The organism is Ruegeria sp. CDSA079 (genome assembly GCF_059612245.1).
Genome location: NZ_JBXWQF010000007.1, coordinates 81797 through 100752, shown reverse-complemented (window position 1 = coordinate 100752; position 18956 = coordinate 81797). Strand labels below are relative to the sequence as shown.

Sequence of the window (18956 nt, the reverse complement as noted above, 5' to 3'; positions counted from 1 at the left end):
GAAGCGTTGAGGTAATGAAATAGGCCGTGACCATTTTCAGATAGCCTCCCGCTGTTCCAGACGAGTCTGAACCATCCCGGCGACTTGCGCCGCCTGCATCGTAAAGGGCGCACCGTTTGCACGGGACCAAGCGAGCTTGCGCGCAGCTTCCGCAAGGGCGTTGTCTCCTGCCTCGCGTGCAACGCCCTGCAGGAACTGGGCGGCATAATCCAGTGTGCGATGATCGTTGGGTCCGGTCAGAACGTCGGCTATATGGGCCATGTCGTCCTGATAGGCCATCGGATCAGGCTCGATGACCTCATCCCGGATCGCATATAGCCCGCTTGGTCGGCGATCTTCGGGCAGACGTTCCAGAATGGATTTCTGAAAATAGGACATTGATTTTAGCGGCTTGGCCAAAAATCCATCCGCTCCGGCAGCTAGTGCCTGATTTTCGTTGGCATCATCGCCTGACAGGCCCATGATGACGCTGACACGGGGCGTTGTTTCAGCCAGTTCGGCGATCAGGTCGGCCCCGGACCCATCTGGCAGGCCCATATCGATCAGTATGACAGAGGGGCGATAGATCTGCAGGTGCCGTCGGGCCGATTTCAGACAATCCGCGCGGCGAATACGTGCGCCGCTGTGCAGGCACATCAGGCGGATCGCGTCGCAAGCGTAACGGCTGTCTTCGACAACCAGAATGGTCTGACCCAACAAGGGCCGCGTCGCGGTGGGCGTGACGGTGGTGGTGGTAAGTAGACCCGAATCGTCCATGGCAGCTCTCCTATCCAGCAGATGCCTCACGCTAGGAACTTCTGGCTAACACGACGTTAACGCGCGATTTGGCGCACTTGTCCTTTGACGGATCAGCCCCCATAACCCATGCAACGCAGGACAGCAGGAGAGAGACATGATTGGACGTCTGAACCACGTCGCCATTGCCGTGCCGGATCTTGAAGCCGCCTCAGCGCAATATCGCAATGCGCTGGGCGCCAAGGTCGGCGCACCGCAGGATGAGCCGGATCACGGCGTCACAGTTGTGTTCATCGAATTGCCCAATACCAAGATCGAGCTTCTGTATCCGCTGGGTCATGACAGCCCGATCAACGGATTCCTGGAAAAGAACCCCTCGGGCGGCATTCATCATGTGTGTTACGAGGTCGAGGACATCATCGCTGCTCGGGATCATCTGAAGGAAACCGGTGCCCGCGTTCTGGGCTCGGGCGAGCCCAAGATCGGGGCGCATGGAAAGCCGGTTTTGTTCCTGCATCCCAAAGACTTCAACGGCTGCCTGGTCGAGCTGGAGCAGGTGTAATCCCCCAACCCCGGAGGGGCTGAAATGACCATTACTGCCGCACTGGTATTGTTTGCCGTCATCTGGTTCATGACGCTGCTTGTGGTGCTGCCCATCCGCATCAAGACCCAGGGTGATCTGGGTGAGATCGTTCCGGGCACGCATGCGGGCGCGCCGGAAGTGCATCACATGAAAAAAAAGATGTGGATCACCACCGGCATTTCCGTGGTTCTGTGGGCGATCATTGCCGGGATCATTCTTTCGGGCGTGATCTCGGTGCGGGATTTCGACTGGCTGAACCAGTTGGAGCAAAGGTAAACCTTTTCAGGCGTTTTGGTCTGACAGGGCGTGATAGATATGGGTGAACGTGGCGGCCCCGATGATTGGGATCACCAGGTTCACCAGCGGCACCGAAAGTGGAATGGCCATCAATGTGCCCGCCACCCAGATCGTTGTCGAATGTTTGGAGCGTAGTTTACGAGCCCCGTCGCGCCCAATCCTACGCATCGCTGCAAGGGTGAAGTATTCCCGCCCCAGCAAGAATCCGTTCATCGCCCAGAAGATGAAAGGCGCAAGCGGGGTGAAAATCGCATAGAGGATCAGCGCCAGCAGGTTTGCGACAATCAGAACGCCAAGAAAGCTGAGGCCGTCCATTAGCGCCTCTGAGACCGGGATACGCCGTGCGGGCGGCAAAGCTGAAAAATGCTTGTCCTCAACCGCCTGTGCAACCTCGTCCAGAAAGATCGAGGTGATGGCCGATGCGACCGGCACCATCAGAAAAACGGGCAGGATCAGGACCAGTACGATCCCGGAATAGTTCAGAACGTCGTTCAGCCAGGGTACGGCACCGATGAAGGGCAGAGATATCTCACTGCCCGACAACCAGTTGATCAGCCAGATCGCCCCCGCACAAGCAACAATCAAAAGTAGGATCGTCAATCCCACACCGCGCAGCAAAACGGCGCGAAACTTAGGGTCTCCGGTCTGGCCAAGTGCGCTGAAAAAGGCGTTCAGGATGATCATTCCGTGACCCATTCCGTCAAGGCCGCCACGTCGGGTCGCGGGCGTTCCGGCGGGGCTGTTCCTTCGGTTGCGATGTGAATCAACCCAGCCACACGTTCGTTTTCTGCAAGTCCAAATGCGTCGACGCAGAAGTCGCGATCATGTGTTTGCCAGCCTGACAGCCAATTCGCGCCCCAGCCCGCTGCCAGCGCCGCGTTCAGGAGAGCCAGGCAGACCGCGCCTGCGGAATAGGTTTGTTCAATGGCAGGAATTTTATCGGACGGTTTTTGCACTTCGATGACTGCTACCGCCAGATGCCCCAAATCGAATTGGCTTCGCGCTTTGGCGATGTCTTCCGGGCTTTTTCCCAGCTTGTGCCCGCAGGCCTCCGTCAGGGTCGCCAGACGTGGCATGGAACCTTTTTCCAGAACGATAAAGCGCCAAGGCTCAAGTTTACCGTGATCGGGGCTGCGCGCGGCAGCGGTGAGCAAGGGCAGCAATTCGTCCCGTGTCGGGGCCGGTGCGATCAGTGTCTTGGCGGGCCGGGACCGGCGCAATTGCAAAAACTCCAGAGCGGCGGGGCTTTTCAGGGACATATGTTAACTTCCTTTACATCACGACTCTGTATCTTGGTCGGCAACTTGCCTGTTTCAAGTGTGTGCCGATGCATTGCGTGGATCATTTTCATTCCGACGCCTGTCATGCAAGACTTTGAAGAAAAAGGGGTGACAATGGTGAAATCCAAACTGCGCGACTTGCCCGACCTCAGCGCGCTGGCACAGGCCGGGGCTACACTGAACGTAAAGGTGACGCCCAAGGCGGCACGGGATCGGGTGATCTGTGAAGAAGATCAGATCAGGGTGTTCGTGACCGCCCCGCCCGAGAACGGCAAAGCCAATCAGGCGGTTCTGGTGTTGCTTGCCAAGTGCCTTGGTATTGCCCCCTCGACGCTAACTCTGAGACAGGGGCAGACCGCGCGGAACAAGGTCTTTGTCTATGACCCCTGAGGTCCGGTTTCGCGTATCTGATAAACGCCCTCGGGCAGGTCCAGCGCGGCGGCCAGATCGCGCACCTGTTCCGGTGACAGGGTGATCTTCTGAACTTGTTCAGTGCGCGGGTCCAATTGCTCAAGGGTAACGCATTCAGCGAAATTGTTGATCACAACGTCTTCCTGCAAAGGCTTTTCGCCTTCGTCCACAAGTGTAATGACCGTCGAGTCGAATTCATGCTCAATCGAAAACATAGGACCACAGTGCAAGCCACGGTGACGCAATGCAAGCCGTTCCTTGCCAGGTGTGATGTGGTCTCTCCGGATGGGGCGTACTATGTTGAAATGGCGGACCGATTGGCCCAAAGGATGCGACATGCGCAGATGCTTTATTTTACTGTTGTCCCTGTTGCTGGCGGCCTGTGCGCAGGATACGCTGCGGGTGCAAACATCCGAAGATTGGGTTAGGGATGAGCCAGGTTCTGGTCCTGAGATTCAGACCTTTCAGCAGGTTAGTCAGGCCATCGGAGCCGAGGCACGCAAGCAATGTCTGAAACAACCTGGACGCAAGAATTGTGAGTTCAGGGTTCTTGTCGATCTGAATCCGCGCGCCCAGGCCAACGCGTTTCAAACACTGGATGAGAACGGGCAGCCGGTGATCATTTTCACGCGGTCGATGATCCGATCTGCTCAGAACGCCGATGAGCTTGCCTTTGTCATGGGGCATGAAGCGGCGCATCACGTTTTGGGGCATATCGCCCGGCAAAGCGAGAACGCCAGCGCCAGCGCAGCAGAGTTTGGTAGACGAGAGCAGTTGCGCGGCGGTGATGCGGCCGCCATAGAAGAGGCGCAAAAGCTGGGGGCCAAGGTTGGTGTTCAAGCTTACCTGAAGGATTTTGAGCTGGAGGCAGACCAGTTGGGAACGATCATAACATACGATGCGGGATACAATCCTCTGGTTGGAGCGAAGTTCTTTGAACGGATCCCGGACCCCGGCGACAAGTTTCTGGGAACTCACCCGCCAAATGCGCAGCGCGTTCAGATTGTGATCAAAACGGCGGCACAGTTGGGCCTGACACAATGACCGGTCTTGTGCGTTTGGGGGTGATCCTGACGGATCGAGGCTCGAAATATGCGGTGTCCGGGGCCACCGTAGCGTCACGAACCGAGATTGATGCCGTGCTGGATGACCTGAAATCGGACAAAAGCTATGCCAAAGCGACCCACAACACCTGGGCCGCAAATTTGCCGACCGGCGCGTTGAAGGCCGATGACGGGGAAAGTGGGGCAGGCATGGTGATCCTGCGCATGATCGAAAGGGCGGGGTTGCAGAACCACGTGATCATTGTCACCCGCTGGTATGGCGGCAAAAAACTGGGTGGGGACCGGTTTCGCAGGGTTCAGGACGCCACCCGCGCTTATCTCGATCACATCGGTGTCGCATCTTGACCTGTGTCAATGTTTGAAGATGCAGATTCGCTACCCTTTTGACAAAGCGCGAAAGGAAAGGAACCGACATGCCCACTCGAGAGACCTTGCGGCTCCACGCCGGTTTGGTGGACGACATGGCCAGAAAGCTGGACATCGATCTTGAAGAAGCTGCCATTGGCGGCTCGGTTTCCGTGGACCAGATATCCGAGGCGGTTTTGCGATGCACGGATTGTCCGAACCCCGAGCATTGTCAGGCTCTGCTGAGTCAAACAACCGCCGTACAGGGGGCACCGGAATATTGCCGGAACCAGGAATTACTCCATAAACTTATGCCATGAATTGAAAGTATGCCATGCCACAACTGGGCAATATCATGACCCATCTGCGTCTGGTGCTGCGCATGGGTCAGGCCACCGGAACCGATTTGGCGGTGGCATATCGCAAGGGGCATCTGAACCACGAAGAATGGGCCGAGTTCGTGCAGCAATGTCGCGGTTGTGCGTGGGCTCATGACTGTCCGGAATGGCTGGAACAGCGTGATCAGATCGAACAGGCACCAAGTACCTGCCCGAACACAGAGCGATTCGCTGCTCTCAAGGCCCAGCAATTGGAGCAAGCGTGATGGCACAGATCGCGTTGGGCGAGATTGAACAGCATTTCTGGCTGACACGCTCTGTCTCGCGTTGCATGGGTATTTCCCTGACCGAGGCGATGGCAGAGGGCCGCCTGTCACCCGAAGGTTACGCCGAATTGGTCACGCGTTGTCGCGCCTCGAACTGCGAAGGGCAGTGTGCCTTGTGGCTGGCAAATCAGAAGACGTTGGCCGACAAAGCCCCGGAATTCTGCGCAAATGCCGAGACCTTGAATGGGTTGAGAACCTGATCACAGCTTGTTGTGACTGCCGTCGCATAAAGGTTGCTTGGCGCTGTGTTTGCATCCACAAAAAAAGACCTTTTTGCTGGTGTCAGCGGTGTATTTCAACGGCTCAAACCCGCTGCCTTTGTGGGATCCGTCACAAAACGGTTGCCGCGAAGACTTTCCACATGAGCACCAAAAATAGGTTTTCCCTTCGATAACCTCGACCGGAATCGGTGATTTCTGGGCAATGTTTGGCGTGTCTGACATATGGCTTCTCCGTCTTTGGCTGATGTCGAGACCACAGTTTAGATCAAAGCCGCCAAAAGAGTAGCTTTGAGGCTGCATAGGTCAGCCTTTCCCGCCCGAACTGGCATGGATTCGCCCTGAGTCACGAAGACGTGACCGATTCAGTTGCCAGATCGAAGTTCAGCCCGTATTCTGGTTATGGCCCCGAAAAGCTGGGCAATATCAGAAAAGTAATAGAGGATTGACGGACATGAAACTGAAACTCGCTGCCGTTGGCGCATTTGCTCTGATCCTGACTGCTTGCGCGCAGCAGGAAGAACCGACACCTGTTTATGTACAGCCCAGCTATGACAAAGCCGGCACACCCAGTTGCCCAGGCGGATATCAACTTGCCACAACCGAGGCTGGCCAGACGGTCTGTGACCCGATTACTCAATAAGCCTTTAGCAGGCGGTCCATGACCGGACCGCCTGCACATTGTTCGATGGACAGCCGCCTTTGAGGCGGCTTTCTATTTGTACCAAACGCACATCGTTCGGCGGTTCAGTATTTTTTGAAGCCGTATTTGTGCTTATACCTGAACGATTTGAACTTGTGCCGTTTGATCTGCCTGTAAGGCACATGTCCGATCACGCGCCGTTTCGGTGCGTGAAAGCGATGTGTATTGGGATGCTTTTTGTGGTGCACCTGCGGGCGTTCGACATGTGCCTTGGATTTTGGCGCAAGATAATATCGCTTGATCTTGAGGTGGCCGGTACTCTGAAAGCTGAAATTTTTGCCACTGACCGCGATCCAGCCGGTGGGGCCGCCCGGTGCAGTTTGCGCGGAAGAGGGCGTTGCAAGACATAACGCGGCGATCAGGAACACCACGCCGTTCAGGACAAGTTTGACGTATCGAGACATGAAACCCTCCGTAGGTGGCTTTCAGTCTAAGATCGGGTCTTTTTGTGGGTTCGACCAATAAACTTGCTTCACGCTTTGCCCATCTGCGGTGAAACGGGTGGGCGGAATAGCCTTAAGCGAGCTTGCCCCAAAGATCGTATTCTCCGGCTTCGTCCACCTCAACCGTGACGATATCTCCGGGATTAAGGGCTTCGAAACCTTCATCAATGAACAGGTTGCCGTCAATCTCGGGCGCGTCTGCCTTGGTGCGGCAGGTGGCGGCCTCGTCATCGACCTCATCCACGATCACCTGCAGGGTCTGGCCGACCTTGGCCGCCAGTTTGGCCTCGGAAATCGCCTGCGCCTTTTCCATGAAACGTTCCCAGCGCTCTTGCTTGACTTCGGCCGGGACGTGATCGGGCAGGTCGTTCGACCGCGCGCCGTCCACATTTTCGTACTGAAAGCAGCCGACGCGATCGAGCCGTGCTTCGTCCATCCAGTCCAGCAGGGTCTGGAATTCAGCTTCGGTCTCGCCGGGATAGCCGACGATAAAGGTCGATCGCAGGGTGATGTCCGGGCAGATGTCGCGCCAGGCCTGGATTTCATCCAGCGTTTTGGCCGCAGCAGCCGGCCGGGCCATACGTTTCAGAACGTCCGGGTGGGCGTGTTGGAAGGGGATATCCAGGTAAGGCAGCACATTGCACCCGGCATCGGCCATCAGCGGGATCAACTCGCGCACATGCGGGTAGGGGTAGACGTAGTGTAGGCGTATCCAGGCCTCCAGCTGCCCCAGTTCTCGTGCCAGATCGGTGATATGGCTCCGCACGTCGCGGTCTTTCCACGGGTTCACATCATATTTCCGGTCCAGCCCATAGGCCGAGGTGTCCTGCGAGATCACCAGCAGCTCACGCACGCCGTTATCGACCAGCTTTTCCGCCTCGCGCAGAACGGCGTGGGCCGGGCGGCTGGCCAGTTTACCACGCATATCGGGGATGATGCAGAACTTACATTTATGATTACAGCCTTCCGAGATCTTCAGATAGCTATAGTGGCGCGGGGTCAACTGCACGCTGCTGGCTGGCAGCAGATCGACAAACGGATCGGGCGCGGGGGGGACCGCGACATGCACCGCATCCAATACTTGCTCGTATTGATGCGGTCCGGTGACGGCCATGATGCGGGGATGATGTTCCCGGATGTAATCCGGTTCCGCTCCCAGACATCCTGTGACGATGACCTTGCCATTTTCAACCAGCGCCTCTCCGATCGCGTCCAGCGATTCCGCCTTGGCGCTATCCAGAAATCCGCAAGTGTTCACAATGACGGCATCAGCCCCGGCATAATCGGGTGAAATGCCGTATCCTTCGGCGCGAAGTCGGGTCAGGATGCGTTCGCTGTCAACCAACGCCTTTGGGCAACCCAGCGACACCATGCCGATGGTCGGCTGGTTGGAATGGGGCGTCTCGGTGATCCGGGCGGCAGGCGCCAGGTCGGGGCGGAGGTTTGGCGGGTTCGTCGTCATGCGCGGCATATAGTGGGGAACGCTTCCCCTTGCAAATGTGACGTGTGATTTGAATGATCATGGCAAAGATAAGCCAAAAGGCGGAGAGCAGATCATGAAGTGGGTGATGCGTATCCTGTTTGTTGTTGTGGCGGTGGTCGGGCTGGTCATCGGTGCGCTGCTGCTGATGCCCGGGGACAAACTGGGCGCGATCCTGGCAGAGCAGGTAAAGGCGCAAACCGGGCGTGATCTGACGTTGAGCGGTGACGTGCGCCTGTCCTTCTGGCCTGTGCTGGGTATGGAAACTGGTCCGGTGCGGTTCGGAAACGCCAGCTGGGCTGGACCCGAGCCGATGCTGAGCGCCGACAGCCTTGCCGTAGGCGTAGACGCCGCCGCGTTGTGGAACGGCGATCTGAGGATCAAACGCGTATTTGCAGACAACCCTGTCCTGCGGTTAGAGCAATCAGAGGGTCGCGTTAATTGGGAACTTGGCGCACCGGCGACTACACCGGTTGCTGGCACGGCTGGGGGCGTTGCGCCTGCTGAGCCAGCAGGTGAGGTCACCCTGGACCAACTGGAGTTGACCGACGCGCGGCTGATTTACGTAGAGAACGGTGTGACGCAGATGGATTTCTCTGGTGTGACAGTGTCTGCAAGTTGGCCCCAGGTCGCAGCCCCCATGATCATGCAGGCCACCATGGCGGTGCCCGGAGGAGCCGTCGAAGTGGATCTGAAAATTCCGGACCTTCCCGCCTTTTCCAATGGGGATGTGACCGCATTGGAACTGGCTTTGACTGCGCCGGGGGGCGAGATTGGTTTTGACGGTCGAGTTAATCTGGCCGGTGAAATGGACGGAACCACCAAGGTTGTGGCGCGGAACAGTGAGAAGATGTTCGGCGCTCTTGGTCAGACCGGTGTGCACATCCCGCCGGGGCTGGGTGCCGAGGCCAATATCGCTGCGCATATGACCTATACCAAGGATGGCCGGATTTCCTTGCGGGATATGACCGCGCAACTGGATGACAACCGATTCGTGGGAGAGGCGGATATCACTATCTCGGATCCGCCACAGATCGTGGCGCGACTGGATGCGGGTGATCTGGATCTTTCGCGGATTTCTGAAACAGAGCCTACCCAGGGCGATGCGTCGCCGCCAAGTGCACCGGCAGCGGACGGGTGGTCGCAAGAATCAATTGATGCATCCGCTTTGGCACTGGCGAACGGCAAAATCCGTTTGACGGCAAACTCGATCGCCGTTCCGGACATGACATTTGGCAAAAGTGATCTGACACTGTCGCTGGATCGATCACGCGCGGTGCTGGAAATGCACCCGGCCACGTTGTTTGCGGGTCAGCTGAGCGGGCAGGTGATTGCCAACAATCGCAACGGTCTGTCCGTGGGCGGCAACATCAAAGCTAATGGGATGGATCTGAAACAGGCGCTGACCACACTGGCCGGGGTTGAACGTCTGTCGGGCACGGCTGCGGGAAGTTTGGAGTTTCTGGGCGTTGGCCAGTCTGAGGATCAGATCATGCGCTCCCTCAGCGGCAAGGGAAATCTGGATGTCGGGACAGGTGTAATATCCGGTTTTGATCTGGACCGCCTGATGGGGCAGGGGGCCGGATCGGGCGGAACAACCGTTTTCAACAGTCTGACGGGAAGCTTCACCATGGATCAGGGTGTCTTGACAAACAACGATCTGCTCATGTCGCTGAAGAGCTACCGCGCTGATGGGGCGGGCAAGGTTGGGCTGGGCGCACGGGATATTGACTACATTTTCACACCCGTGGCGCTTCGGGCCAATTCCGGACAGGGCATTTCGGTGCCGGTACGCATCGTTGGTCCGTGGAGCAACCCGTCGATCAAGCCAGACCTGACCAAGGTCATCGAGGCGGCGGCAGATGTGAAGGTCAAGGAGCTGGAAGACGACGCCAAGCAGAAGGTCTTTGAGAAGGTCGGGAATGAATTGGATACGACCATCACCGACAGCGATCAGATCGAAGATGCGCTGAAGAACAAGCTTGAAGAAGAGGCAAAGAAAGGTCTGCTCAAGCTGTTTGGCGGCGATTGAGCAACCGATGGGCTTGGGGCGTGGAGATGCCCCAAGCCATTATCTTCAGATGGTCTGGTCGTAGTCGCCAACGCCGGGCTCGGTCCGGATAACGGCGTCGATATCGGCAAAGATCGCGCGCATCTCAGCCTCGCTTTCGCTGCTTTCACAGACAACCACCAGATTGGGGGTGTTGGACGAGGCCCGTACCAGCCCCCAACTGCCATTGTCCAGAATGACGCGTGCGCCGTTCACGGTGACAACCTCTTTGATCGAACGGCCTGCGAGGGACTCGCCCGCCTCACCTTTGGCAACCAGCTTGTCGACCAGACGCTTGAGGATATCGTATTTCTCGGTATCCGCGGCATAGGGTGACATGGTGGGGGTCGACCAGGTCTTGGGCAGCGCCTTGCGCAGGTCCGACATGCTCTGACCCGCGTTGCGGTCCATCAGCTTGCAGATCTCGACCGCCACGCGCATACCGCAGTCATATCCGCGCCCGACCGGCTCGGCCAAGAAATAGTGGCCTGACTTTTCGAACCCGGCCAGCGCGTCGATTTCCTTGACCCGCCGTTTCATGTGGCTGTGGCCAGTTTTCCAGTAATCCACCTTGACGCCCAAAGCCTGCAATTCTGGGTCGCTGGCAAACAAACCGGTGGATTTCACATCCGCGACAAAGGTCGATCCGGGGTACAGCTTGGCCAGATCGCGGGCCATGATCACGCCCACCTTGTCGGCGAAAATCTCTTCACCTTCGTCATCGACAACACCGCAGCGGTCGCCGTCCCCGTCAAACCCCAGCGCCATATCGGCGCCGCTGGATTTCACCGTGGCGGCCATGTCGTGCAACATCTCCAACGCTTCGGGGTTAGGGTTGTAATTGGGGAAGGTATAGTCCAGCCGATTGTGGCTGGGCACGACTTCGACCCCGATCCGCTCGAAAATCTCGGGCGCAAAGGCCGAGGCAGTACCATTGCCAGTGGCACAGACCACTTTCAGCGGGCGGGACATTTTGAAGTCGCCCACCAGGTCGTCGATATAGGCTTCCTTCACGCCTTCAACGAACTCATACGAGCCGCCCTCATGGGGCTGCCCTTCGCCGTTCAAAACGATGTCACGCAGTTCCGACATTTCGTCCGGGCCATGAGTCAAAGGACGGTCAAAGCCCATTTTTACACCGGTCCAGCCGTTGGGGTTGTGGCTGGCAGTGACCATGGCCACGGCGGGCACGTCCAGATGAAACTGCGCGAAATAGGCCATGGGGCTCAGCGCGGGACCAATATCTTTCACGCGGATACCGGCCTGCATCAGACCAAGGATCAGCGCGTTTTTGATTGCCAGCGAGTAATCGCGATAGTCATTGCCAACGGCGATCACGGGCTCGATCCCTCGCCTGCGCATCTGGGTGCCCAGCCCCAGGCCCAGTGCGGTCATTCCGGGCAAGTTGATCTCTTCAGGGTACTTCCAGCGAGCGTCATATTCGCGAAACCCGGTGGGTTTGATCATCGCGTCGCGCAGAAAGCTCCAGGTGTTTGGGGTCACCTCGGGGAGGGGTTTGGTCATAACGGGTCTCAATCTTTAGATCTGAATAGGATTCGCTTTGGCCAGCGCATCAAAGCGCATCAATGTGTTAACGAGTTGGGGCATCTGGTCCAACGGGATCATGTTGGGACCGTCCGAAGGCGCGGTGTCAGGGTCCTGATGCGTTTCAATGAAAACAGCGCCAATACCCAGCGAAACGGCCGCTCGGGCCATAACAGGCGCAAACTCACGTTGTCCACCGGACGAGCCACCTTTGCCACCGGGTTGCTGTACCGAATGTGTTGCATCCATGACCACAGGATAGCCGGTCTTTGCCATCTGGGGCAGGCCACGCATGTCAGCCACCAAGGTGTTATACCCAAACGAGGTGCCGCGTTCGGTCAGCAGGATGTTCTGGTTTCCGGTGCTTTCGACCTTGTCGACAATATTCGTCATCTCCCAAGGAGCAAGAAACTGGCCTTTCTTGACGTTAACGGCCTTACCGCTTTCCCCCGCAGCCAGCAACATGTCGGTCTGACGGCACAGAAACGCTGGGATCTGCAGTACATCCACAGCCTCGGCCGCGATGGCGCATTGTGCCTCGGTGTGAACATCAGTCAGAACCGGAATACCCATCGTCTTGCGGATATCATCCAGTACCTGCAAACCCGCGTCGATTCCCATGCCGCGCTTGCCAGACAGCGAGGTCCGGTTGGCCTTGTCATAAGACGCCTTGAACACATACTGCGCACCAGCCGCATCGCAGGCTTCTTTCATTTTTCCCGCAATCATTTGCGCATGGTCTGCCGTTTCCAGCTGGCAAGGGCCGGCAATGATGGTCAGCGGAAGGTCGTTGCCGACTGTAAGGTCGGAGATTTTTACATGTTTCATGGTTTTATGAGGATACCTGTTCACGAAGGACCGACGCAGTAAGCGAGATCATGAGGTAGATACCAGCAAACAACAGGAATGCCAAAATCGTATTTTCGAACTTGCGCGGATAGCTGGGTTCCTGACTGGGAATGGGGTTCACCGAGACGGTCAGATATCGCACCTGCCGGTTCGCTTCAGATCGGGTGGCTTCCATTTGCTGCATTGCGGTTTGAAGCATCATGTCACGCGTCGTCAGATCAGCCTGAGCAATCTGTATTCGCACGCTCAAGCGGGCCAGCGAGTTTTCGCCGTCTGAGGCATCCTGCATTTCGGCATTCAGCTCCTCCAGCACTTTTTCCAGCCGGGCGATGTCGGCCTGAACACCATCAACTTTGGCTTTGTTCGGACGCAGATTGTCCAGCAGGGCCGCAAGCTCAAGCTCCTTGTCCTGAACCAGCACCTCGATCTCGTTGATTCGGCTTCGCAAACTGGCGATCACGTTTTCCGGGTCCAGCACCGCGCCCTGAAGCTGAAGCTCAATCAGTTCTTCCTGCGCCTCTTTGCGTGCTTCCTGCGCGGCCTCAAAACTTTCCAATGCATCGCGCATCTGATCTTCGCGCTTCTTGCCGGACAGGGCATTCACCCGGTTCTCGGAGTAAGAGATCAAACGTTCTGAGAACTCGGTTGCGGTTTGCGCATCTGGGGCGGCGACCTCCATCCGGATGACCCCTTCTGTTGGATCATAGCCGATGGTGATCATACGTTTGAACAGCTTATAGGCGTCTTCCAGTGTTGCATCAGGTGCCAGTCTCTGGATCGGATCGATCCAGTCTTGTTTGAAGACCTCTGAAAACCCGGCATCGCGGTCCAGCAGCAACAACGCTTCTTTCGATTCCAGGAAAGACTGAACCGAAATGGAATCCTGAGTGGTCGCAAATTGTGTCCCGGCCAGCAAGCCACCGACACTGCCCGGCCCGCCATCTGCCTGCAGGATCAAAAACTCAGAATCGCTGGCATACATCGGGGTGGCGATGCGGTAGAAATAGAACCCCACGACAAAGGTCGGCAGAAAGACAAAAACGGCCAGACGGGCAAACAAGGCAAACAGTTTGCGCTGACGTCTGCGCGCAATGTCTTTCTGGATTTCCCCAATCTCTAGGTTGCGCCGTTCAGCGGGGCTGAGCTCGGGGCCCGGCAGATTGGTTTTCTTAGAACCCACGGCCTGCGGTAGTTTGATGCTGACCTTGTCGTTGGGGCCCTTGTCGTCGCTTTGAGCCGAGGGTTTGGCCGCAGCGATGTCCAGAAGATTTGTGCGCTGGAACGGGTCGATGCCTTTCTTGCGCAGCAGCCGTACGGCATCATAATCCGAGGTCGCAGCCAGCCCATGTTTCTGCGCCAGCCGTCGCGCGATGCGCAATTGCCGTCCTGTCAGGCCCTCGCGTTTGATGTCGTCCAGCTGCTTGCCGGGCTGCGCCTCATCCACGGGGGCTTGTCCCTGCGTTGCGTTGCGAATGCGCGAAATTGCATCGGCCCGCGCCTCGGCCGAACCCTCGGCCTGGTTGTTGCGGCGCCAGCTGTACTTTCTAACCTTGGGTTTCGTAGTCATATAGCTGCTTAGCCTCTTCCAAGGAGTCAAACATGTACAATTGCCCGTCCAGCAAAACGGCGGCTTGCTGAGCGAATTTCTCCAACACAGTCGGGCTGTGCGATACGATGACCAGCGTTGTGGTCCGTAATCTTTCTTTCAGGATGGACCCGGCCTTTTCGTTGAACTCGACATCCGTTGTCGCCGGCATCCCTTCGTCGATCAGATACATGTCGAAATCCAGCGCCAGCATCAAAGAAAATGTGAACCGGGATCGCATCCCCGAGGAATAGGTCGCAAGCGGCTGATCAAAATACTCGCCCAACCCGCAGAGCCATTTGCAATAGGCTTCGATATAATCCGGGTCCATTCCGTAAATCTTGGCGATGTAGCGCGCGTTCTCAAGCGCTGACAGTTTTCCCGACACGCCACCGGTGAACCCCATCGGAAAAGACACACGACACTCGCGGCGGATCACGCCTTCGTCGGCTTTTTCCAGGCCGGCCATCATGTTGATAAGTGTGGTTTTTCCGGTGCCGTTTGGGGCCAGAACCCCCAGCGATGTACCCAGCTCGACCCGGAACGAGACCTGATCCAGAATCACCTTGCGGCGCGTTCCGGTCCAGAAGGACTTGCTGACATTGTCGAACTCTAACATTCGGGGCCTGCTGCTCGTGTTCCGTGGTGTTGCCGTTCTTTCAGACGGCCTGAAAGAGTTATTTTTACCGATCCATGTTGGCTACATTATGTCGAATTATGAAACAAATGATCAATGCGTTGCGGTAAAACCTGTGACAACCTGATTGGCGGTGTGACCCTTGGACCTTATGTTCCCCATTGTGACACTTGGGCCATAAGAGGTTTTGAAATCCGGTGAACAGTCTTGCCGACGAAATTCGCACCTGTCGCCTCTGTGCTGACAGGTTCGCGCAAACCGAAACGGCGCATGAACCACGCCCGGTCGTCTGGTTTCGTGCTGGCACGCCCATTTTGATCGCAGGGCAGGCTCCGGGCGCGCGGGTGCACGAGTCGGGGCGGCCCTTTACCGACCCGTCAGGCGACAGGCTTCGGCACTGGTTGGGGATTGATGACACGATCTTTTATGATCGCGATCGCGTGTCGATTGTACCCATGGCGTTCTGCTTTCCCGGATATGATGCTCGCAACGCTGACCTTCCGCCGCCCGCCTTGTGCCGAAAGACCTGGCATGATCGCGTGATGCAGGATTTGGGTCAGGTGCCACTGACCGTGCTGGTCGGAGGTCACGCACATAAATACCACCTTGGCGCGCGTGGTTCTGTAACGAACACCGTGCAAAGCTGGCAGGACCATGCGCCGCGGGTCTTTGCCTTGCCTCATCCGTCCTGGCGCAATACGGCATGGTTGAAGAAAAACCCGTGGTTCGAAGCTGAACTGCTGCCGGTTTTGCGTGCGCGGGTCCAAGAGGTGCTGAATGACTGAAACCACAGCGTTGGACACAGCGCATGCCGCGATGCAGGCGGATCCGCAGAGTGATGCTGCCCGGCTGCGTTTCTTCGAACGGCTTGCCGACAGCGAACTGTTTCTGATGCTGACCGAAGAAGCGCGGGGCGAGAATATCTCGCCCGAACTGTTCGACGTGGCCGACGGGCGCTTTGTGCTGGTCTTCGACCGAGAAGAGCGGCTGGCGCAGTTTGCCGGACGGCCCGTGCCTTACGTCGCGCTTTCGGGGCGGGTTCTTTCAGGGATGCTGGCTGGCCAGGGGATTGGGCTGGGCCTGAATCTGGAAACGGCGCCATCTTCGATGCTGGTGCCAGCAGAGGCTTTGGGTTGGTTGGCTGAAACGCTGCAACACAGTCCGCAAGAGGTCGAGGAAAAGCTGGCTGAATTCATGCCACCCTCCGGCTTGCCCGATAACTTGCTGACCGCTTTGGATGCCAAACTGGCAACTGCAGGCGGTTTGGCCCGCGCAGCCTATTTGGTTGCTACCAAGTCAGAGGCTGGCGCGCAGGGGCATTTGTTGGGATTTGTTGATGTGATTGACGGGGCCGAGGCCGCTCTGGCCAAGGCCGCGTCCGAGGCGCTTACCTTTTCCGGGATTGAGGCGGGCGCGATGGATGTTGGTTTCTTCACCGCCAATGAGACCGCCGCCGCGCTGCTGGCCAAGGTGGGTCTTCGGTTCGACCTTCCCAAGCCGCAAGCGGTTGAGCCAGTACGGGAAGTCCCCGGCAGCAACCCGGACAATCCGCCAATTCTGAAGTAACCGACAAAACGCAAACACGCGGCGCAAGCTGCACCGCGTGTAGTTCGGCGAGGGCTGTGATTATTCTGCAGCCGCTTCCAATTTGTCCTGCGTGCGGGTTTCGAAATCGCTGGCGTCATGGCGCTCGTGAAGCTGCGTGTGCGGTTCGCCAAACGCGCGGTTGACCATACGACCACGCTGAACCGCTGGACGGGCGTCAATCTCCTTGGCCCAACGCATGACGTTCTTGTACGATTCAACGTCCAGGAACTCGGCAGCGCTGTAGAGGCGACCCAGAACCAACTGGCCATACCACGGCCAGATCGCCATATCGGCAATCGTATACTCGTCGCCTGCGATGAAGGTTTTATCCGCCAGTTCCTGATCCAGAACGTCCAGCTGTCTCTTGGCCTCCATCGCGAAGCGGTTGATCGGGTATTCCCATTTCTCGGGTGCATAGGCGTAGAAATGGCCGAACCCGCCGCCCAGGTAGGGCGCGCTGCCCATCTGCCAGAACACCCAGTTCATCACTTCGGTTCGCTCCGGACCGGATTCGGGCAGGAACGCGCCAAACTTTTCGGCCAGATGGAACAGGATCGAGGCGCTTTCAAAGACACGAACAGGTTCTTCACCCGACCGATCCAAAAGAGCGGGGATTTTTGAATTCGGGTTGGCACCAACAAAGCCCGAGCCAAACTGATCGCCCTCACCGATGTTGATCAGCCAGGCGTTGTATTCCGCTTCTTCATGGCCCAGCGCCAACAGCTCTTCCAGCATCACGGTGACTTTTACACCGTTGGGTGTTGCCAACGAATACAGCTGAAAGGGATGACGCCCGGTTGGCAGGTCCTTGTCATGGGTGGCCCCTGCGATTGGACGATTGATGTTGGCGAATTGTCCGCCACTTTCACTGTCCCAGGTCCAGACCGTTGGAGGGGTGTATGGGGATTGGTCGCTCATCTCTTGCCTTTCTTCCCTAATTTGCGGGGCCGTGCCCACGGCTGCCTTACAGCTAATGTTGCAGTCTGCAGAGTCCAACCCAGTCTATCCGGCTAATTTTGTAATAATCCACGAGCAATCTCTCACGTTTTCTCGTGCGGGGTCACAGCGCCGTTAGGTGGACTACGAACTGGGCGGGAATCGCATATTGTCGTCTCAGACCAGCCAATACGGCGTCACCGAGACAGTTGACACGAAAAGGATAGATCACATGAAACGCTTCGCAATGACCTTCGCCGCGGCCATGTTCTTGGCCATTCCGGCCTTTGCCGGCCCACAATATGTTGACGGCACTGGCTTTGCCGTCTCGGGCTATGACGTTGTCGCCTATCGCAATCTGGAACAGGTGCCTGTTGGCCAGTCGCAGCCGGAAGGCGTGCGGGGCAAAGCCGACATCACCGCGGAATACAACGGTTCAACCTGGGCTTTCGCGACCGAGGAAAACCGCGACAAATTCCTAGAAAACCCGGCCTATTATGCACCGCAATATGATGGGCACTGCGCTTATGGTGTGTCGCGCGGTGGTAAAGTTCCGGCAAACCCAAACCTGTGGCGGATTGTGGACGACAAGCTGTATCTGAACATCACCGATGTGGTTGTCGGGTTCTTCGAAGAAGACATCCCAGGCAACCTCAATCTCGCTGAAGGCAACTGGCCGGGTATCGAGCCCACGGATGCCTCGACCAGCGTGATCCCGAAATTTACTTCGGAAGGTCCGGTTTCCAACTGATCCGGTACCGAAAGATCAAAGCCCGGCTTGTTTAAGCCGGGCTTTTGCGGTTAGCCAGCAAGCCAGAACTGATCCCGAATATCCTGATCTGCGTCAAATCTGATCCGTACACTCTTGGCCCCGGGAAACTTGCGTTCACGGATGGTATCGGGAATAACCACTTCTCCGGCGCCGGTATCCTTGGACTGAAAGCTCAGAATCTCCGCCTCGGTATGCCGCGTACCGCTCAGGACCGTAGTGGGCAGGGCCACGCGATTTGCCCCGTGGTGGACCGGCGTGGTGACAAAATAGGTCAAATGCCGCCCGTAACAGCCCACTGCATCGGGAACATGATCCGAGACACGCTCTTCAGGTATGTCGCACGCATCTGCTGCGCTATGCATATGCGATAGTACCTGATCGGGACTTAGCATTGCCTTGCAGGCGGCGATATCTTCTTGCGGCAGTTCAATGATCCGCTTTTTCAAACGCGGGCGGCGTGGCTGGGGCGGACCAGCGTTGCAGCCGCCTTTTTTTACCGATCCCTCCTTGCGCAGGAAATCATAAGCGGCCTTTGCGCGGGAAAACCCTGAACTGTCACCATCCCTGTGATCGGGATGCGAATGAAAGGCAATCTGCCGCCAGGCCTCTCTGATTTCGCTGGAACTGGCAGACGGGGATAATCCCAAATCTGCAAGGGCATCGCTGCGTGCCCGCACTTTATCAACAGGTTCCATACTCAATACACTCGTTACAAACTACACGTTCTCAGTGTCGCCAAGGTCATAGTTTTGTCAAATTCCCCAGCCGGTTT

General features: G+C 57.2%; 26 protein-coding genes. 13 read left to right on the top strand and 13 right to left on the bottom strand.

Annotated elements, in window-relative coordinates; all coding sequences use genetic code 11:
- Positions 1 to 36: 36 nt before the first annotated feature.
- Complete coding sequence (locus AC2FJZ_RS09555) at positions 37 to 756, bottom strand: response regulator (RefSeq protein ID WP_496777267.1); 720 nt, start codon at positions 754 to 756, stop codon at positions 37 to 39.
- A 136-nt stretch (positions 757 to 892) separates the two neighbouring features.
- Here AC2FJZ_RS09555 and mce point away from each other — a divergent pair, with 136 nt between their 5' ends.
- Both mce and AC2FJZ_RS09545 read left to right on the top strand, forming a co-directional pair.
- Positions 893 to 1297 (top strand): methylmalonyl-CoA epimerase, encoded by a 405-nt coding sequence (gene mce / locus AC2FJZ_RS09550; RefSeq protein ID WP_496777265.1) that lies wholly within the window; start codon positions 893 to 895, stop codon positions 1295 to 1297.
- Between the two features lie 24 nt (positions 1298 to 1321).
- Complete coding sequence (locus AC2FJZ_RS09545) at positions 1322 to 1594, top strand: DUF1467 family protein (protein ID WP_050604777.1); 273 nt, start codon at positions 1322 to 1324, stop codon at positions 1592 to 1594.
- A 6-nt stretch (positions 1595 to 1600) separates the two neighbouring features.
- Here AC2FJZ_RS09545 and AC2FJZ_RS09540 read toward each other — a convergent pair whose 3' ends face one another.
- Positions 1601 to 2299, bottom strand: coding sequence for an EI24 domain-containing protein (locus AC2FJZ_RS09540; protein WP_496669482.1), 699 nt, complete (start codon positions 2297 to 2299; stop codon positions 1601 to 1603).
- Positions 2296 to 2874, bottom strand: a complete 579-nt coding sequence (locus tag AC2FJZ_RS09535) for a nitroreductase family protein (protein ID WP_496777263.1) — start codon at positions 2872 to 2874, stop codon at positions 2296 to 2298. Before AC2FJZ_RS09535 ends, AC2FJZ_RS09540 begins: the two co-directional genes overlap by 4 nt.
- Positions 2875 to 3009: 135 nt before the next feature.
- Here AC2FJZ_RS09535 and AC2FJZ_RS09530 point away from each other — a divergent pair, with 135 nt between their 5' ends.
- A complete protein-coding gene (locus AC2FJZ_RS09530; protein ID WP_496777392.1) occupies positions 3010 to 3285 on the top strand; it encodes a DUF167 domain-containing protein in 276 nt (91 codons plus the stop codon).
- Here the strand turns inward: AC2FJZ_RS09530 and AC2FJZ_RS09525 are convergent.
- Positions 3273 to 3521, bottom strand: a complete 249-nt coding sequence (locus tag AC2FJZ_RS09525) for a DUF8831 family protein (protein WP_050604775.1) — start codon at positions 3519 to 3521, stop codon at positions 3273 to 3275. The genes AC2FJZ_RS09530 and AC2FJZ_RS09525 overlap by 13 nt on opposite strands.
- Positions 3522 to 3642: 121 nt before the next feature.
- On the opposite strand from AC2FJZ_RS09525, the gene AC2FJZ_RS09520 reads away from it, so the two are divergent.
- From AC2FJZ_RS09520 to AC2FJZ_RS09500, 5 genes are all read left to right on the top strand, one after another.
- Complete coding sequence (locus AC2FJZ_RS09520) at positions 3643 to 4350, top strand: M48 family metallopeptidase (RefSeq protein ID WP_050604875.1); 708 nt, start codon at positions 3643 to 3645, stop codon at positions 4348 to 4350.
- Positions 4347 to 4715 carry a YigZ family protein gene (locus tag AC2FJZ_RS09515; RefSeq protein WP_050604774.1) on the top strand — a complete coding sequence of 123 codons (369 nt, stop codon included), beginning with the start codon at positions 4347 to 4349 and terminating at the stop codon, positions 4713 to 4715. Before AC2FJZ_RS09520 ends, AC2FJZ_RS09515 begins: the two co-directional genes overlap by 4 nt.
- 68 nt (positions 4716 to 4783) lie before the next feature.
- Positions 4784 to 5035, top strand: a complete 252-nt coding sequence (locus AC2FJZ_RS09510) for a DUF6455 family protein (protein ID WP_496777261.1) — start codon at positions 4784 to 4786, stop codon at positions 5033 to 5035.
- A gap of 14 nt (positions 5036 to 5049) precedes the next feature.
- Positions 5050 to 5319 carry a DUF6455 family protein gene (locus tag AC2FJZ_RS09505; protein WP_496777259.1) on the top strand — a complete coding sequence of 90 codons (270 nt, stop codon included), beginning with the start codon at positions 5050 to 5052 and terminating at the stop codon, positions 5317 to 5319.
- The gene (locus AC2FJZ_RS09500) at positions 5319 to 5579 is read left to right on the top strand and encodes a DUF6455 family protein (RefSeq protein WP_496777258.1); all 261 of its coding nucleotides are present in this window, start codon (positions 5319 to 5321) and stop codon (positions 5577 to 5579) included. The genes AC2FJZ_RS09505 and AC2FJZ_RS09500 overlap by 1 nt, the downstream gene beginning before the upstream one ends.
- On the opposite strand, the gene AC2FJZ_RS09495 is transcribed toward AC2FJZ_RS09500, so the two are convergent.
- Positions 5580 to 5822: a CDGSH iron-sulfur domain-containing protein gene (locus tag AC2FJZ_RS09495; protein WP_496669667.1), complete on the bottom strand. Its 243-nt coding sequence runs from the start codon at positions 5820 to 5822 to the stop codon at positions 5580 to 5582.
- A 229-nt stretch (positions 5823 to 6051) separates the two neighbouring features.
- Here AC2FJZ_RS09495 and AC2FJZ_RS09490 point away from each other — a divergent pair, with 229 nt between their 5' ends.
- Positions 6052 to 6240, top strand: coding sequence for a hypothetical protein (locus AC2FJZ_RS09490; RefSeq protein ID WP_050604769.1), 189 nt, complete (start codon positions 6052 to 6054; stop codon positions 6238 to 6240).
- Positions 6241 to 6344: 104 nt separating this feature from the next.
- Here AC2FJZ_RS09490 and AC2FJZ_RS09485 read toward each other — a convergent pair whose 3' ends face one another.
- Together AC2FJZ_RS09485 and rimO are read right to left on the bottom strand one after the other, a co-directional pair.
- Entirely contained in the window at positions 6345 to 6704 is a 360-nt protein-coding gene (locus tag AC2FJZ_RS09485) for a hypothetical protein (protein ID WP_496777256.1), read from the bottom strand.
- Positions 6705 to 6816: 112 nt separating this feature from the next.
- Positions 6817 to 8205, bottom strand: a complete 1389-nt coding sequence (gene rimO / locus AC2FJZ_RS09480) for a 30S ribosomal protein S12 methylthiotransferase RimO (RefSeq protein WP_050604874.1) — start codon at positions 8203 to 8205, stop codon at positions 6817 to 6819.
- Between the two features lie 94 nt (positions 8206 to 8299).
- On the opposite strand from rimO, the gene AC2FJZ_RS09475 reads away from it, so the two are divergent.
- Positions 8300 to 10255, top strand: a complete 1956-nt coding sequence (locus AC2FJZ_RS09475) for an AsmA family protein (protein ID WP_496777254.1) — start codon at positions 8300 to 8302, stop codon at positions 10253 to 10255.
- A 45-nt stretch (positions 10256 to 10300) separates the two neighbouring features.
- On the opposite strand, the gene AC2FJZ_RS09470 is transcribed toward AC2FJZ_RS09475, so the two are convergent.
- The 4 genes from AC2FJZ_RS09470 to AC2FJZ_RS09455 are packed head-to-tail and all read right to left on the bottom strand — an operon-like array spanning position 10301 to position 14871.
- Entirely contained in the window at positions 10301 to 11797 is a 1497-nt protein-coding gene (locus AC2FJZ_RS09470) for a phosphomannomutase/phosphoglucomutase (protein WP_050604767.1), read from the bottom strand.
- A gap of 15 nt (positions 11798 to 11812) precedes the next feature.
- The gene (gene kdsA, locus AC2FJZ_RS09465; RefSeq protein ID WP_496669501.1) at positions 11813 to 12646 is read right to left on the bottom strand and encodes a 3-deoxy-8-phosphooctulonate synthase; all 834 of its coding nucleotides are present in this window, start codon (positions 12644 to 12646) and stop codon (positions 11813 to 11815) included.
- Between the two features lie 4 nt (positions 12647 to 12650).
- Positions 12651 to 14234: a KpsE/RkpR family capsule polysaccharide export protein gene (locus AC2FJZ_RS09460; protein ID WP_496777252.1), complete on the bottom strand. Its 1584-nt coding sequence runs from the start codon at positions 14232 to 14234 to the stop codon at positions 12651 to 12653.
- Positions 14212 to 14871, bottom strand: a complete 660-nt coding sequence (locus AC2FJZ_RS09455; RefSeq protein ID WP_050604764.1) for an ABC transporter ATP-binding protein — start codon at positions 14869 to 14871, stop codon at positions 14212 to 14214. The genes AC2FJZ_RS09460 and AC2FJZ_RS09455 overlap by 23 nt, the downstream gene beginning before the upstream one ends.
- Positions 14872 to 15086: 215 nt before the next feature.
- Between AC2FJZ_RS09455 and AC2FJZ_RS09450 the strand changes: the two genes are divergently transcribed.
- Positions 15087 to 15674, top strand: a complete 588-nt coding sequence (locus AC2FJZ_RS09450) for a uracil-DNA glycosylase family protein (RefSeq protein WP_050604763.1) — start codon at positions 15087 to 15089, stop codon at positions 15672 to 15674.
- Complete coding sequence (locus tag AC2FJZ_RS09445) at positions 15667 to 16455, top strand: SseB family protein (protein WP_496777249.1); 789 nt, start codon at positions 15667 to 15669, stop codon at positions 16453 to 16455. Before AC2FJZ_RS09450 ends, AC2FJZ_RS09445 begins: the two co-directional genes overlap by 8 nt.
- 60 nt (positions 16456 to 16515) lie before the next feature.
- Here the strand turns inward: AC2FJZ_RS09445 and yghU are convergent, their stop codons facing one another.
- The gene (yghU, locus tag AC2FJZ_RS09440; protein ID WP_496777247.1) at positions 16516 to 17394 is read right to left on the bottom strand and encodes a glutathione-dependent disulfide-bond oxidoreductase; all 879 of its coding nucleotides are present in this window, start codon (positions 17392 to 17394) and stop codon (positions 16516 to 16518) included.
- Between the two features lie 250 nt (positions 17395 to 17644).
- Between yghU and AC2FJZ_RS09435 the strand changes: the two genes are divergently transcribed.
- Positions 17645 to 18163: a YHS domain-containing (seleno)protein gene (locus tag AC2FJZ_RS09435; RefSeq protein WP_496777245.1), complete on the top strand. Its 519-nt coding sequence runs from the start codon at positions 17645 to 17647 to the stop codon at positions 18161 to 18163.
- Positions 18164 to 18213: 50 nt separating this feature from the next.
- Here the strand turns inward: AC2FJZ_RS09435 and AC2FJZ_RS09430 are convergent, their stop codons facing one another.
- A complete protein-coding gene (locus tag AC2FJZ_RS09430) occupies positions 18214 to 18879 on the bottom strand; it encodes a J domain-containing protein (protein WP_050604759.1) in 666 nt (221 codons plus the stop codon).
- Between the last annotated feature and the right edge of the window lie 77 nt (positions 18880 to 18956).

Bases quoted from the DNA above. Each gene is read 5' to 3' on its own strand.
- AC2FJZ_RS09555 (WP_496777267.1), bottom strand. From the start codon at position 756: ATGGACGATTCGGGTCTACTTACCACCACCACCGTCACGCCCACCGCG.
- mce (WP_496777265.1), top strand. From the start codon at position 893: ATGATTGGACGTCTGAACCACGTCGCCATTGCCGTGCCGGATCTTGAA.
- AC2FJZ_RS09545 (WP_050604777.1), top strand. From the start codon at position 1,322: ATGACCATTACTGCCGCACTGGTATTGTTTGCCGTCATCTGGTTCATG.
- AC2FJZ_RS09540 (WP_496669482.1), bottom strand. From the start codon at position 2,299: ATGATCATCCTGAACGCCTTTTTCAGCGCACTTGGCCAGACCGGAGAC.
- AC2FJZ_RS09535 (WP_496777263.1), bottom strand. From the start codon at position 2,874: ATGTCCCTGAAAAGCCCCGCCGCTCTGGAGTTTTTGCAATTGCGCCGG.
- AC2FJZ_RS09530 (WP_496777392.1), top strand. From the start codon at position 3,010: ATGGTGAAATCCAAACTGCGCGACTTGCCCGACCTCAGCGCGCTGGCA.
- AC2FJZ_RS09525 (WP_050604775.1), bottom strand. From the start codon at position 3,521: ATGTTTTCGATTGAGCATGAATTCGACTCGACGGTCATTACACTTGTG.
- AC2FJZ_RS09520 (WP_050604875.1), top strand. From the start codon at position 3,643: ATGCGCAGATGCTTTATTTTACTGTTGTCCCTGTTGCTGGCGGCCTGT.
- AC2FJZ_RS09515 (WP_050604774.1), top strand. From the start codon at position 4,347: ATGACCGGTCTTGTGCGTTTGGGGGTGATCCTGACGGATCGAGGCTCG.
- AC2FJZ_RS09510 (WP_496777261.1), top strand. From the start codon at position 4,784: ATGCCCACTCGAGAGACCTTGCGGCTCCACGCCGGTTTGGTGGACGAC.
- AC2FJZ_RS09505 (WP_496777259.1), top strand. From the start codon at position 5,050: ATGCCACAACTGGGCAATATCATGACCCATCTGCGTCTGGTGCTGCGC.
- AC2FJZ_RS09500 (WP_496777258.1), top strand. From the start codon at position 5,319: ATGGCACAGATCGCGTTGGGCGAGATTGAACAGCATTTCTGGCTGACA.
- AC2FJZ_RS09495 (WP_496669667.1), bottom strand. From the start codon at position 5,822: ATGTCAGACACGCCAAACATTGCCCAGAAATCACCGATTCCGGTCGAG.
- AC2FJZ_RS09490 (WP_050604769.1), top strand. From the start codon at position 6,052: ATGAAACTGAAACTCGCTGCCGTTGGCGCATTTGCTCTGATCCTGACT.
- AC2FJZ_RS09485 (WP_496777256.1), bottom strand. From the start codon at position 6,704: ATGTCTCGATACGTCAAACTTGTCCTGAACGGCGTGGTGTTCCTGATC.
- rimO (WP_050604874.1), bottom strand. From the start codon at position 8,205: ATGACGACGAACCCGCCAAACCTCCGCCCCGACCTGGCGCCTGCCGCC.
- AC2FJZ_RS09475 (WP_496777254.1), top strand. From the start codon at position 8,300: ATGAAGTGGGTGATGCGTATCCTGTTTGTTGTTGTGGCGGTGGTCGGG.
- AC2FJZ_RS09470 (WP_050604767.1), bottom strand. From the start codon at position 11,797: ATGACCAAACCCCTCCCCGAGGTGACCCCAAACACCTGGAGCTTTCTG.
- kdsA (WP_496669501.1), bottom strand. From the start codon at position 12,646: ATGAAACATGTAAAAATCTCCGACCTTACAGTCGGCAACGACCTTCCG.
- AC2FJZ_RS09460 (WP_496777252.1), bottom strand. From the start codon at position 14,234: ATGACTACGAAACCCAAGGTTAGAAAGTACAGCTGGCGCCGCAACAAC.
- AC2FJZ_RS09455 (WP_050604764.1), bottom strand. From the start codon at position 14,871: ATGTTAGAGTTCGACAATGTCAGCAAGTCCTTCTGGACCGGAACGCGC.
- AC2FJZ_RS09445 (WP_496777249.1), top strand. From the start codon at position 15,667: ATGACTGAAACCACAGCGTTGGACACAGCGCATGCCGCGATGCAGGCG.
- yghU (WP_496777247.1), bottom strand. From the start codon at position 17,394: ATGAGCGACCAATCCCCATACACCCCTCCAACGGTCTGGACCTGGGAC.
- AC2FJZ_RS09435 (WP_496777245.1), top strand. From the start codon at position 17,645: ATGAAACGCTTCGCAATGACCTTCGCCGCGGCCATGTTCTTGGCCATT.
- AC2FJZ_RS09430 (WP_050604759.1), bottom strand. From the start codon at position 18,879: ATGGAACCTGTTGATAAAGTGCGGGCACGCAGCGATGCCCTTGCAGAT.